The 13,098-nt window shown below is 68.3% G+C and carries 12 protein-coding genes; 7 read left to right on the top strand and 5 right to left on the bottom strand.

What is annotated here, in order from left to right:
- Nucleotides 1-36 precede the first annotated feature (36 nt).
- Together WHX56_RS29725 and WHX56_RS29720 are read left to right on the top strand one after the other, a co-directional pair.
- A complete protein-coding gene (locus WHX56_RS29725) occupies nucleotides 37-1,041 on the top strand; it encodes a tripartite tricarboxylate transporter substrate binding protein (RefSeq protein WP_338879764.1) in 1,005 nt (334 codons plus the stop codon).
- Nucleotides 1,042-2,028, top strand: a complete 987-nt coding sequence (locus tag WHX56_RS29720; RefSeq protein WP_338879763.1) for a quinone oxidoreductase family protein — start codon at nucleotides 1,042-1,044, stop codon at nucleotides 2,026-2,028. It abuts the gene before it with no gap.
- Here WHX56_RS29720 and WHX56_RS29715 read toward each other — a convergent pair.
- A complete protein-coding gene (locus WHX56_RS29715; RefSeq protein WP_129242620.1) occupies nucleotides 2,009-3,043 on the bottom strand; it encodes a substrate-binding domain-containing protein in 1,035 nt (344 codons plus the stop codon). The two genes, WHX56_RS29720 and WHX56_RS29715, sit on opposite strands and share 20 nt — an antisense overlap.
- Nucleotides 3,044-3,251: 208 nt before the next feature.
- Here WHX56_RS29715 and WHX56_RS29710 point away from each other — a divergent pair, with 208 nt between their 5' ends.
- The 5 genes from WHX56_RS29710 to WHX56_RS29690 all read left to right on the top strand — a co-directional run bounded on the left by WHX56_RS29710 (nucleotide 3,252) and on the right by WHX56_RS29690 (nucleotide 9,352).
- Nucleotides 3,252-4,820, top strand: coding sequence for an AMP-binding protein (locus WHX56_RS29710; RefSeq protein ID WP_338879762.1), 1,569 nt, complete (start codon nucleotides 3,252-3,254; stop codon nucleotides 4,818-4,820).
- 25 nt (nucleotides 4,821-4,845) lie between these two features.
- Nucleotides 4,846-5,655, top strand: a complete 810-nt coding sequence (locus tag WHX56_RS29705; RefSeq protein ID WP_129242618.1) for an SDR family NAD(P)-dependent oxidoreductase — start codon at nucleotides 4,846-4,848, stop codon at nucleotides 5,653-5,655.
- Between the two features lie 29 nt (nucleotides 5,656-5,684).
- A complete protein-coding gene (locus WHX56_RS29700; RefSeq protein WP_338879761.1) occupies nucleotides 5,685-6,659 on the top strand; it encodes a tripartite tricarboxylate transporter substrate binding protein in 975 nt (324 codons plus the stop codon).
- Nucleotides 6,660-6,691: 32 nt separating this feature from the next.
- On the top strand, nucleotides 6,692-7,456 hold the full coding sequence (locus WHX56_RS29695) for a citryl-CoA lyase (RefSeq protein ID WP_338879760.1): 765 nt from the start codon (nucleotides 6,692-6,694) through the stop codon (nucleotides 7,454-7,456).
- Between the two features lie 270 nt (nucleotides 7,457-7,726).
- A complete protein-coding gene (locus WHX56_RS29690; RefSeq protein WP_338879759.1) occupies nucleotides 7,727-9,352 on the top strand; it encodes a methyl-accepting chemotaxis protein in 1,626 nt (541 codons plus the stop codon).
- 11 nt (nucleotides 9,353-9,363) lie between these two features.
- On the opposite strand, the gene WHX56_RS29685 is transcribed toward WHX56_RS29690, so the two are convergent.
- The 4 genes from WHX56_RS29685 to WHX56_RS29670 all read right to left on the bottom strand — a co-directional run bounded on the left by WHX56_RS29685 (nucleotide 9,364) and on the right by WHX56_RS29670 (nucleotide 13,021).
- Nucleotides 9,364-10,116, bottom strand: a complete 753-nt coding sequence (locus tag WHX56_RS29685; protein WP_287755547.1) for a sulfite exporter TauE/SafE family protein — start codon at nucleotides 10,114-10,116, stop codon at nucleotides 9,364-9,366.
- Nucleotides 10,117-10,137: 21 nt separating this feature from the next.
- Nucleotides 10,138-11,118, bottom strand: a complete 981-nt coding sequence (locus WHX56_RS29680) for a tripartite tricarboxylate transporter substrate binding protein (protein ID WP_338879758.1) — start codon at nucleotides 11,116-11,118, stop codon at nucleotides 10,138-10,140.
- A 103-nt stretch (nucleotides 11,119-11,221) separates the two neighbouring features.
- Entirely contained in the window at nucleotides 11,222-11,941 is a 720-nt protein-coding gene (locus tag WHX56_RS29675) for a fumarylacetoacetate hydrolase family protein (RefSeq protein ID WP_338879757.1), read from the bottom strand.
- Nucleotides 11,942-12,073: 132 nt separating this feature from the next.
- Nucleotides 12,074-13,021, bottom strand: a complete 948-nt coding sequence (locus tag WHX56_RS29670; RefSeq protein WP_129242612.1) for a helix-turn-helix transcriptional regulator — start codon at nucleotides 13,019-13,021, stop codon at nucleotides 12,074-12,076.
- Nucleotides 13,022-13,098 lie beyond the last annotated feature (77 nt).

Below are 13,098 nucleotides of genomic sequence, written 5' to 3'. Positions count from 1 at the left end.
CGCCGCGCCCGCATATAACAACACAAGGAGACAACGATGAACCCTCGCATTTCCGCGCGCCTGGCATTCCAGGGCATGAAGCGCGCGCTGGCATTGGCCATGGCCGCAACCGTCGTGGCCGCCGTGCCTGGCCTGGCGGCGGCCTATCCGGACCGGCCCATCCGCTACGTGATTCCGTTTCCGCCGGGAGGCTCCACGGATACGACGGGCCGGATCCTGGCGGAAGCGATGTCGAAGATCCTCGGGCAGCCCGTGGTCGTGGAGAACCGTGGCGGCGCGGGGGGCAACATCGGCGCGGCGCACGTGGCGAGTTCAGCGCCAGACGGCTACACCCTGCTGCAGGGAACGATCGGCACGCATGGAATCAATCCGACGCTCTATGAGAATCCGGCCTTCGATGCGCGGAAGGATTTCGAGCCGATCGCGCGCATGACGGCGGGCACCAACGTGCTGGTGGTCAACCCCGCCGTGCCCGCGAAGACGGTGCAGGAACTGATCGATTGGGCGAAGGCGAATCCGGGCAAGCTGATGATGGGATCCTCCGGCGCGGGCAGCAGCATTCATATGTCCGGCGAACTCTTCCAGGTCCTGACGGGCACCCGGTTCACGCACGTGCCGTACCGCGGCGGCGGTCCGGCCATGAACGACCTGCTGGCAGGCCATATCCAGCTCATGTTCGACAACCTGAATGTCTCTTTGCCGCACATCCAGGCGGGCAAGCTGCGCGCGCTGGGCGTGACCAGCCGCAACCGCGCCGCGGCCCTGCCGGACGTGCCCACGCTGATGGAGGCCGGCGTGCCGGGCTATGAAGTCACCAGTTGGAGCGGCATCTTCGCGCCGGCCGGCACGCCCCGGGCGGTCGTGGAAAAGCTCAATGCCGTGATCAATCAGGCGCTGGGCAGCGAATCGGTGCGCGCGCGCTTTGACGAAGCGGGCATCCAGATCGATCTGATGGGCGTCGACCAGTTCAAGGCCTTCGTCGACAGCGAGATCGACCGTTGGGGCGACATCGTCAAGAAATCGGGTGCGAAGGCGCAATAAATGGCTTCCATGATGCGAGCGATCGTCCTGGGCGCGGACGGGCCAGTCCTGGCCGAGGCGCCGGTGCCCCGGCCAGGGCCGGCCGAGGTCCGGGTTCGGGTGCATGCCTGCGCCCTCAACCGCGCCGACCTGTACATGGCCGAAGGCCGCCGCCACGGCGAGGCCGGCGGGCCCGGCACGGTGCTGGGCCTGGAATGGGCGGGGGTGGTGGACGCCGTGGGATCCGAGGTGCCGGGCCACGTCCGTGCCGGACAGCGCGTCATGGGGTCGGGGCGCGGGGCGTTCGCCGACTATGCCGTGGCGGACTGGGGGCGCGTGCTGCCCATGCCGGACGGCATCGAGACCGCGCAGGCCGCGGCCCTGCCCATCGCCTTGCAGACCATGCATGACGCGCTGGCGACCCACGGCGGGCTGCGGGCGGGCATGTCCTTGCTGATCCATGGCGCATCGACAGCCGTGGGCTTGATGGGCCTGCAGATCGCGCGCTGCCTGAACGCCGGCTGGGTGGGCGGCAGTTCGACCAGCGCGGCCAAGCGCCAGCGCCTGCTTGAACTGGGCATGGACCTGGCGGTCGATCCTTCCGCCGCCGGCTGGTCGCGGCAGGTGCTGGCCGCGACGGCCGGCAAGGGGGCGGACGTGGTCGTGGACATGCTGTCGGGGCCGATGATCAACGAAACCCTGGCGGCCACCGCCATCGAAGGGCATATCGTGAACGTGGGCCGGCTGGCGGGGCGCACGGGCAGCTTCGACTTCGACCTGCATGCCCTGCGGCGCGTGCGCTACAGCGGCGTAACGTTCCGCACTCGTACCCCCGAGGAAGTCAGGTGGATCACCGCGCGCATGCTGCACGACCTGCGCGAGCCTTTGGACGAGGGGAAGTTGCGCTTGCCGGTGGACCGCGGCTTTGCGCTGGAGCAATGCGCGCAGGCCCTGGCCTACATGCGGGCCAACGGCCATTTCGGCAAGATCATCCTGCGCGTCGTTTGACGGGGCCGCATGACTGGCGTTCGATCAGCGAATAGGGAAAGACGTTGGTGCGGGGCTCGGGCTGCTCTTCGCCGCTGCGGGCCTGGATGCGTTCCAGCAGCATCGCGGATGCGCAGTCGGCCACGGATTCCACCGGGGTGCGCAGCACGGTCAGCGGCGGGGCGTAATCCTCGGCGAAGTCGGAGTCCCCGACGCCGACCACGGAGATGTCCTCGGGCACGCGCTTGCCCATCGTCGCGATGGCGCGCAACGTGCTGCTGAGGGTTTGGGTGCCCTGCGCGATGATGGCGGTGGGGGCATCGGGCCGGCCCAGCATTTCGGTGATGGCGTCGTAGGCCGAGCTGGTGGGAGAGGGGCCCTGGATCAGCAGATCGGGAACGGGCAGTCGCGCGGCCTTGAAGGCGGCCTTGTAGCCTTCGATGCGCCTGCGCACCGGGCGGCTTCGGGCCTGCCACAGCACGAGCGCGATTCGGGTATGCCCAAGGGAAACCAGATGATCGACCGTGTCGGCGATGCCTTTGGCGTGGTCATACAGGACCGCGTCCGCCTTGACGTCCATATCCCGGTCGTAGATCACGATGGGCATGGTCAGGTTCCGCACCGCGTTCAGCACGTCGGCATCGCGTTCGTTGCCCGGCGCGATGATCACGCCGTCCATGCCGCGCAATTGAAACGTGTTCAGGATGCTGACTTCGCGCTTCGGATCGTTGAGCCCGTTCGCCAGCAGCAGCATGTAGCCCGCGTTGAAGAAACGGGCTTCAAGCGCCCGGAACGCGCGCGCATAGAGCGGATTGGTGACGTCGGAGAACATGCAGCCGATGGTCTTGCTGCTGCGCGAACGCAATGCCTGCGCCGCGTGGTTGGGGCGATAACGCAGCGCGGCGATGGCGCGTTCGACTTTGGCGCGGACTTCGGGCGTGACGTTGGCGGCGCCGTTGATGACGCGCGAGGCACTGCCTACCGAGGTGCCAGCCAGGGCCGCGACGTCCCGGATGCTGATTTTTTTTGGCGGCATGTAGATCCCTTTTGCAGCGCCGAAGTATAACCCAGGCCCGTTTACGGGGACGCCTCGCCGGGACCCGCTCCCGGCGCCTTTTTGATGCTGTTGATGAAACGATTCATTTAAGAATATACTCCGGGTTCGTTGATCAAATAAAGAATTCGGTGAAACGATGCCAACGACTTGCGTAGGGTCGCCTCACCGCCCTCAGACAAGGACAGCAATGACTACACATCGTGCCCACATCGGCGGCACCATCGGCGACCTGATCATCCAGGCGATCGCGCGCTATCCGGACCGCGTGGCGTTCATCGATGAGCAGTCGCAGCTCAGCTATCGCCAGCTTGGCCGGCGCATCGGCCAGGCCATGGCGGCGTTCTCGGCGCTGGGGCTCAAGCGCGGCGACGGCGTCGCCCAACTGTCGGGAAACCGCAGCGACGTGTTCGTGGTGATGGCGGCCGCCTATCTGATGGGGCTGCGCTCGGTCACGCTGCATGGCATGGGCGGCCTGGACGACCACGCGTACATCGTCCGGGACGCCGAGGCATGTTTCTTCATCGCCGACAGCGGCTACCGGGAGCGGCTGGACGCGCTGCGCGAGCACTGCCCCGCCGTGCGCCATTGGTATTCGCACGACGGCGGCATGGCGGGCCAGGCCTCCTTCTGGGAGTACGCGCAGGAACTGGAGCCCGCGCCGCTGCGCGTGACGGCCGAGGCCGACGACGTTATCCGCCTTGCCTATACCGGCGGCACCACGGGCAAGCCGAAAGGCGTCATGCTGACCAACCGCTCGATGTGGATGCAGGCCGTGCTTCTGCTGGCGGCTCGCCAGTTGCCGGCGGAACTGCGCCTGCTGTGCCCCACGCCGATTTCGCATGGCGCCGGCGCGATGCTGGTTCCCACGCTCTGGCGCGGGGGAACCGTCATCCTGCAGCGGGGCTTCGATCCCGAGAAATACATCGCGGCGCTGCAGGAGCACCGGGCTTCATTCAGCTTCCTGGTGCCGACCATGGTCTACGCCATCCTGGATCATCCGCGCAGCAGGACGGCCGATTTTTCGTCGCTGCGCCTCCTGTCGTACGGCGCGTCGCCCATGGCCCCCGCGCGCATCGAGGAAGCCCTGCGCGTGTTCGGTCCGGTGCTGGTGCAGAGCTACGGCCAGACTGAAAGCCCCAGCAACATCCTGTTCCTGTCCCAGGAAGACCATGTCCGCACCGACGTCGACACGCTGGGCTCCGCGGGCATGCCCTATCCGGGCGTGACGGTGGAATTGCTGGACGACCGGGACCAGCCCGTGGAGGCGGGCGCGATAGGCGAACTGTGCGTGCGCAGTCCGCTGGTCATGGAGGGCTACTGGAAGCAGCCGGAACTGACGGCCGAGGTCCTGCGCAATGGCTGGCTGCACACGGGCGACATGGCTTATCGCGATCCGCATGGCTACTACTTCCTCGTCGACCGCAAGAAGGACATGATCATCTCGGGCGGCTTCAATGTCTATCCGAAGGAAATCGAAAACGTGCTGGCGGCGCACCCCGCCGTGGCCGCGGCGGCCGTGATCGGCGTGCCCGACGAGAAATGGGGCGAAGCGGTCAAGGCGGTGGTGGTGCTGCGCGCCGAGGGCACCGCCACCGAAGAGGAACTGAAGGCGGCCGTGCGCAGCGCAAAGGGGCCCGTCAACACGCCCAAGTCGATCGACTTCGTGCAGGCGCTGCCGCTGACTACGCTGGGCAAGCACGACAAGAATCAATTGCGCGCCCGCTATTGGGGCGATCGCGCGCGCAGGATCAACTAATGCAAATGCACACCAGGGGAAGACAATGAGCAGGGACATCCAGGCCGCCGAGCGGTCGCTTGAAGGTCGCGTGGCCATCGTGACGGGCGCCGGTTCGCGCGCCGACGGCATAGGCAATGGCAGGGCCGCCGCGGTCCTGCTGGCGCGCGACGGCGCCCGCGTGGCGTTGATCGACGCGGTCGAGGAATGGGCTGACGTCACGCGGCGCATGATCGAGGACGAGGGCGGGGAGGCGCTGGTCCTGCCCTGCGACGTGAGCATCGACGCGCAGTGCGCCCAGGCCGCGCAGCAGGTCCGGCAGCGCTGGGGGCGCGTGGACATCCTGGTCAACAACGTGGGCGTGGGCGGTCCGGCCGGCAATGCGGTCGATCTGGATCTGCAGGAGTGGGACCGGGCCCTGCGCACGAACATCACGTCGATGATGCTGATGGCGCGCCATTGCATTCCGGCAATGCGCGAGCAGGGACGCGGCGCCATCGTGAACGTGGCGTCGGTGGCGGGCCTGATGGGCGGGCATCCCAGCCTGCTGTATCCGACTTCGAAGGGAGCGGTGGTCAACATGACCCGCGCCATGGCGGCGCATCATGGGGAAGAGGGCATCCGCGTCAACTGCGTGGCGCCCGGCATGGTGCACACGCCCATGGTGTACGCGCGGGGCATGTCGGACGAAAAGCGCGAAATCCGCCGCAAGCGCTCGCTGCTGTGCACCGAGGGAAACGGCTGGGACGTCGGGCACGCCATCCGCTATCTCGCCAGCGACGAAGCGCGCTGGGTGACGGGCGCGATCCTGCCGGTGGACGCGGGCACCACCGCGGGACGCCATTCCTATCAATAAGTCCGCGCGGAATCGCGCAGGAGAAAAAAATGAAACACTGGAGCAAAACACTTCTGGCCGTGGCCGCGGCCGCCTTCCTTGTCGCGCCGCAGGCCCGCGCGCAAGACTACCCCAGCCGCAGCCTCACGCTGGTCGTGCCGTTCGCGGCCGCCGGCATCTCCGACAACCAGTCGCGCCTGTTGGCGCGCAAGCTGGCCGATATCCTGGGCCAGCCGGTGGTGGTGGAGAACCGGCCCGGCGCCAGCGGCATGATCGGCGCCGAGGCAGTGGCGCACGCCAAGCCGGACGGCTACACGATGCTGTACGGAACCCACGGCACCCAGGCGGCCAACCTGGCGCTGTTCGACAATGTGCGCATCGATCCGCCCAAGGACCTGCGCGCGGTGCATTCGCTGTTTCGCCAGTCGACCGTGCTGGTGGCCAATGCCGCCACGCCGTACCGCAGCCTGGATGACCTGGTCCAGGCGGCCAGGCAACGGCCGGGTTCGGTGAACTATGCATCGGCCGGCTCCGGCACGCAGACCCATCTGGCGGCGGCCAAGCTGCAATCGGCGGCCGGCATTTCCATGACGCACGTGCCCTACAAGGGCGCGGGGCCGGCGCTGTCCGACGTGTTGGCGGGCAATGTGGAGATCATGTTCAGTTATCCCGAGTCGGTAAGCCAGCACATCGCCGCGGGCAAGCTGCGGGCGCTGGCGGTGGCGGGCACGAGCCGCCTGGACGCCATGCCGGCGGTGCCCACCATGGCCGAGGCCGGCTATCCGGACGCCGCGCTGGAAGGTTGGTCGGGGGTATTCGTGCCGGCGGGCACGCCGGATGCCGTGGTGGCCAGGCTGGCGGACGCGATCGGACAAGTCACCCGGGCGCAGGACGTCGTGGCCGCGATGGCGGCCATCAGCAGCTTCCCCATGGGCCTTTCCGACCGCGAATTCCAGCGCTTCGCGGAAGAAGAGGTGCCGCGTTGGAAAGCCGTCGTGCGCCAATCTGGCGCGCGCCTGGAATGACCGCCCGATCCACATTCGAAAAAGGAAGGAATATGTTCAAGAGCGATATCGGCGGCGGCGATGCCGACCACATCAGCATCAGAGGCTATGACCTTGTCGAGGACCTGATCGACAAGCGCGACTTCATCGACGTTCTGTGCCTGACCGTGCTGGGCAGTTTTCCGGACGCCAATCAACGCCGCATGATCAATATGTTCCTGGTGACCGCGGCGGACCACGGCCTGACGCCCAGCGCCCTGGCGACGCGCCTGACCCTGCATGGCGCTCCCGAGTCGATGCAGGGGGCGGTGGCGGCCGGGCTGCTGGGCGCGGGCAGCCGCTACCTGGGCGTGGTGGAATACGCGGCGCGGTTCCTGCAGCAGGCCGCCGCGGATTTCGACGGTTCGGACGAGGACGCCGAGGCGATGGCCGCGCACGCCGAGCGCGTGGTGGCGCGCGAGCGCGAGGCGCGCAGGCGCATCCCCGGCATAGGGCATCCCATCCATGTAGATGCCGACCCCCGCTCCAAAAAAATACTGGCGGTGGCCACGGACTGCGGCTACTACGGCAGGCACTGCCGCTATGTGCTGGCCCTGGCCGGCGCCGCCAGCCGCGTGTTCGGCAAACCGGTGCCGCTGAACGCCACGGGCGCCAAGGCGGCCGTGTTGCTCGACATGCATCTCAGCCCCGAATTCGGCAAGGGCATGACGCTGATCGGCCGGGTGGCGGGACTGATCGCCCACGTCATCGAGGAACGCGAGCAGCCGATTTCCCAGGCGCTCTGGGACGTGGCCAGCGGGAAGCAGAACGCTGGCTGACGGGCGGCGGCCGTTAGCGCGGCCGCCTGATCGCCCGCCGATACTGCCGGACCGCGGACCCGGGCCGGTGCCGGATCCGGGCATGCCGGACCATCGGCGGTGCCGCTTCTTTGCGGATTCGCAAAGAATGGTCACAAAATTCTTGCTAAATATTTCATTGGACCTAGACTAGGGTTTTCCCGTGGTGTGATGTTCTGTGAAGTGCGCGTGTGGTAGTAGCCCGATTGCATGGCGACGGCTGGAGATCGACACCTCTGACCCTGGAAACCCATGACAACCCTCCGCATCAATTTCCGCAATTTTTCCATCGGCGCCCGGCTGGCGTCGGGCTTTGGCGCCGTGCTCGTCCTGTTGCTGGTCCTGGCCGGCCTGGCGCAGTACGAGCTTGCGCACATCGGCGGCATCAATCAGGCGATCACCCAGCAAACCTGGACCAAGGCCAGCGCCATATCGGTCATCGACGTCACGACGCGCGCCAATGCGCGCGCCAATCTGGAATTGATCGTCAATGCCGACCCGGCTGCGGCCGATAAGCTCTTTCTTCAGATCGACGCGAACCGCAAGGTGATCGACCAGGCGCTGGCGACGCTGCGGCCGTTGTTCACGGCGGAAGACGAGAGCGCGAAGCTGCGGACGCTGGAAGAGATGCGCGGCCGCTACGTCAAATCCTTCCAGTCCGTGGGCGCGCTGGTGAAAAGCGGCGACCGGGAGGCGGCGCGCCAGCGTCTACTGAAGGAGACGCTGCCTTTCCTCGACAGCCTGCAGGGCCGCATCGTCGAGTTTTCCAGGCTGCTGTCCGCCGAAATGAACGAAGCCGGCATCGCCAGCGAGGAGGTCGCGCGCAAGGCCGAGCGGCTGAATCTGGCCCTGTCGGGCATCGCCCTGATCCTGGGCGCGCTCTTCGCCTGGCGGGTCACCCGGTCCATTACCGTGCCGCTCGCGCGGGCCGTCAAGGCGGCTGAAAGCGTGGCGGCCGGCGACCTGGGCCAGCGCATCGCAGCGGACTCCAAGGATGAAACCGGGCGCCTGCTGCATGCCCTGCACGACATGCAGGAAAAGCTGGCCAGCGCCGTGCGCGCCATCCGGCATGGATCGGAGACGATCTCCAGCGCCTCGGGCCAGATCGCCGCGGGCAACGCCGACCTGTCCAGCCGCACCGAAGAGCAGGCGGCATCATTGGAAGAGACCGCCGCGTCGATGGAGGAACTTGCATCGACCGTGAAGCAGAACGCCGACAACGCCGCCCGGGCCGATCAGCTCGCGGCCAGCGCTTCCACCATTGCCCAACGCGGCGGCGCCGCCGTATCCGCCGTGGTCGGCACCATGGAAGACATCTCCGCCAGTTCGCGCAAGATATCCGAGATCGTGTCGGTCATCGACGCCATCGCGTTCCAGACCAACATCCTGGCGCTCAACGCGGCGGTCGAGGCGGCGCGCGCGGGCGAACAGGGCAAGGGTTTCGCGGTCGTCGCGGGCGAAGTGCGGTCGTTGGCGCAGCGCAGCGCGCAGGCCGCCAGGGAGGTCAAGGCCCTGATCGAGGACTCCGCCGGCAAGGTCGCCGATGGATCGCGCCAGGTGGAAGAAGCCGGCGCCACGATGCGGGAAGTGGTGGGTGCCGTGAAGCGCGTGACCGACATCATGGGCGAGATCGCGGCCGCTTCGCAGGAACAGGCCGGCGGAATCGACCAAGTGAACCGCGCCGTATCGCAGATGGACGAGGTGACGCAGCAGAACGCCGCCCTGGTCGAGGAAGCCGCCGCCGCGGCGGGCTCCCTGCAGGACCAGGCGCGCGAGCTGGTCCTCGCAGTGGGCGTTTTCCGGCTGGCGGAAGACGTTCAGCGCCGGGATCCGGGCGACGCCACGCTGCAAGGGCGGGGCAGGCTGATGCTGGCGTAAGGGGCGGGGGCCTACCAGAACAGCGCCGCCGTCATGGCCAGGCCGACCGCGATCACGCCGCGCCGTACCGCCGCCACCGGCAGGCGATGGGCCAGGCGGCCGCCCGCCCAGCCGCCCAGCGCGCCGGCGACCATCATGGGCATGGCGCGAGGCCAGTCTATGGCGCCGCCGGCCGCGTACACGCAGGCGGCCATCAGCGTGAGCACGGCCGAGGCCCAGTTCTTGGCCTGGTTCATGGCATGCAGATCGCGGTGCCCGGCCAGCGCGAACAGCGCCAGCAGCAGGATGCCCATGCCGCCGTTGAAATAGCCGCCGTACACGCTGGCGGCGAACAGCCCGGCCCGCAATCCGGCGGCCGACGCCGTGGCTTCGGGCGCAGCCCCGCGGGCCCGGCGCGCGATCCAGGCAGGCCCGCCCATGAACAGCAGGGTCGCCAGCAGCATCATCCAGGGCACGATGCCGCGCAGGGCTGCGTCGCCGGTGCGCGTCAGCAGGTAAGCGCCCAGCGCTCCCCCCGCGCAGGACAGGACCGCCAGTTCGCCCAGCGGCATCAGCCCCTGCCCGCCGGCGCGGCCGCGGCCCAGCGACAAGGCGCCCGCCAGATAGCCCGGCAGCAGCGCGACCGCTCCCGTGGCATTGGCCGCGACGGCCGGCACGCCGGCGAACATCAGCGCGGGCAGGGTCAGGAAGCTGCCCCCGCCCGCGATCGTATTGAGCCCGCCGCCGACGAAGGCGGCGGCGCACAGCAACAGGGTTTCCATCATGCCGTTCCCGCGCCGTCCTCCTCAATCGACCTGCAGGCCGATACGCTTGACGACGTCGCCCCACTTGGCCACGTCCTCGCGAATCAGTTGGCGCAAGGCCTCGGGGGTGCCGGGATCGGGCTCGGCGCCCTGGGCCGACAGCGTTTCATGCGCCGCCGGATCCTTGAGCGCCAGGCCGACTTCCAGATTGAGCTTCTCGATGACGGCCGAAGGCGTGCCGGCCGGCGCGAACAGCGCGAACCACGATCCCGACTCGAAGCCGGGCACGCCCTGTTCGGCGATGGTGGGCACGTCGGGCAGGGCCTGGGAGCGGTGCGCGGACGTCACCGCGATCGCCCTGGCCTTGCCCGCCTTGATCTGCGGCAGCGCCGAACTGATGTTGTCGGCCAGCAGTTGCACCTGTCCGCCCGTCAGCGCCACCAGCGCCGGATTGCCGCCCTGGAAAGGCACGTGCATCATGTCCACGCCCGTCCTCATCTTGAACAGCTCCATGCCCAGGTGGCCGGGCGTGCCGTTGCCGGCCGAGCTGAAGTTCAGCTTCCCGGGATTGCGCTTGGCGTATGCGATCAGCTCGGGGATGTCCTTGACCGGCACCGAGGGATGCACCATCACGACCTGCGGCACCCGCGCCACCAGCGAGATGGCCTCGAAGTCCTTCAGCGGGTCGTAGTTCAGGTTGCGGTGCGTGGTCGCCGCGATGGCGTGCGAGGCGTTCGTGCCCATGACCAGCGTGTAGCCGTCGGGCGCGGCGCGCGCCACCAGCCTCGCGCCCACGGTGCCTCCCGCGCCCGCGCGGTTCTCGATGACGAAGGCCTGTCCCAGTTTGCCCGACAACTGCTTGCCGAGCTGGCGGGCCAGCAGGTCGCTCGCCCCGCCCGCGGCAAAAGGCACGATGGTGGTGACCGCCCGCGACGGATAGTCCTGCGCCTGCGCGCCGCCGGCCATGCCGGCAGCCAGCGCCACGGACGCGGCCAGGTGATGCAATACTCGAGTCGTCTTCATTTGTCTCTCTCCATTATTGTTGCCGCCGGATCGGCCGGGGGCCGGGACGGTCCTTCCGGCGGCGGTCCGGCGCGGGGAATTGCCCCTGGCCCGCGGTTCGCGGCTAGCGCGCCGCCACGATGGACACATCCAGCTCCGGCAGCCCGGCGACGCGCCCGAGCAGGCGGTCGCCGACCCGCACCGCGCCCACGCCCGCCGGCGTGCCGGTGTAGATCAGGTCGCCCGGCATCAGGCGGTATTGGCGCGAGAGCTGCACGATGATCTCCGGCACGTTCCAGATCATCTTTTCCAGTTCGGACTGCTGCGCGATCCGGCCGTTGAGTTCCAGCGTCAACGACCCGCTCAGCACGTGTCCGCCGGTTTCCACCGGCAGGATCGTGCCGCAGGGCGCGGAGGCGTCGAAGGATTTGCCGACTTCCCACGGACGCCCTTCGCGGAAGGCCTCGCGCTGGCGGTCGCGCCGCGTCATGTCCAGGCCCACGGCGTAGCCGAGCACGGCGGACAGCGCCTGGGCGGGATCGGGATCGGGCGTGCGCCCGATGGCGATGACCAGTTCGAGTTCGAACTGGAAGTCCTCGGTCAGGACGGGATAGGGAACCTTGCCGTCCGTGACGATCGCGTCGGCGGGCTTCTGGAAAAAGAAGGGAGGGTCGCGCTCGTCGCCTTCCTTCATTTCGCGGATGTGCTCGATGTAGTTGCGGCCGACGCAGTATATGCGCCGCACCGTGAAGGGCTGGCCGCGTCCGGCCACGGGCACGGTGACGGGCGAGACGACGGGCAGGGGCAGCGCAACGGCGTCCCTGGCTGTGGCGGGGTGGTTCATGAAGCTCCTTTCGGCTTGCCCCGCGCCATGGCGGCGCGGGCGATGCACGAATGTTGCGCGAAAGGAGAGCGGGGCCGTTAGACGGCGGACTGTCCTAAAACCGGACAAACTTGCGCAGTCGCCGCCGCATGCTCAGCACGGCCCGTGCTGGCGCAACTGGCGGCGGAAGGCGGTGGGGCTGGCCTGCTCGAGCAGCCGGAACCGGCGCCCGAAATACGCCTCGTCGGAAAACCCGCAGCGAAATGCGATCTCCTTGACCGACAGGCTGGTGTGCAGCAGCAGTTCGCGCGCCAGCGACATGCGCCGGGCCGTGAGGTATTCCACGAAGGTCTGGCCCGTTTCGCGCTTCAGCAGGTGGGCCAGGTAGGTGGGCGAGAGGTGGATGGCGGCCGCCGCGTCGGTCAGCGACACGGGCTGGTCCAGGCGGTCTTTCAGAAAGGCGCGCAGCCGCGCCAGAGCCGGGTTGCGGGCCTGGCCCGAGGCGGGCATCGCCGCCAGCGCCGCCAGCGCCTCGCCGTACTCGCGCCACACCAGGCCGATCAGTTGCAGCAGGTAGGCGCGGATCAGGATGGCCGAGCCGCTGGCCCGGCGCGCGTCCTCGGCGGCGATTTCGCGGCACAGGCTTTCGACCTGCGCCAGCGTCGCTCCGTCGAGCCGGAAGTCCAGTTGCTCCTGGAAGCGGAAGGGCGCTAGCTCCGGCGCGCGCTCGATGGGCAGATCCTGGAGATCGAGCGCATCCACGTCCAGGGACGGCAGCAGATAGCCGAGGCTGGCGTTGAGAATGTAGTAGCGGCTGCCCGGCACGGTCGGGATGAAGTGCGTTTTGTAGGGCAGGATGAAGCACACGGTGCCCGGGGTCACCGCGCGCCGCGCGTCGCCGATGGCGTGCTGCGTTTCGCCGGCCAGTTGCACGTGGATCTGCAGGTACTCGTGGCGGTGCGCCGCGGGGTTGGGCAGGGCGGTGCGTTCGTCGCGGATGCCGAAGTCGCCGTGCAGCGAACGCTCGGACATCTTGTAATTGCTCAGCGGCAGATCGCGCGCGTGGCGCGCGGATGGGGCGGGGGCGGTGGACGGTGCCATGCAGGGATCCGAAGACGGAACGACAGGCCAGCCGCCATTCTGCGCGACGCGCGCGGCGCGGGCAAGTCCGCGCGGTG

The sequence above is a fragment of the Achromobacter veterisilvae genome (genome assembly GCF_037619525.1).
GTDB classification, from domain to species: Bacteria; Pseudomonadota; Gammaproteobacteria; order Burkholderiales; family Burkholderiaceae_B; genus Achromobacter; species Achromobacter veterisilvae.
Note: the sequence above shows the minus strand (reverse complement) of the source record. Positions and strands in the feature narration are given on the sequence as shown.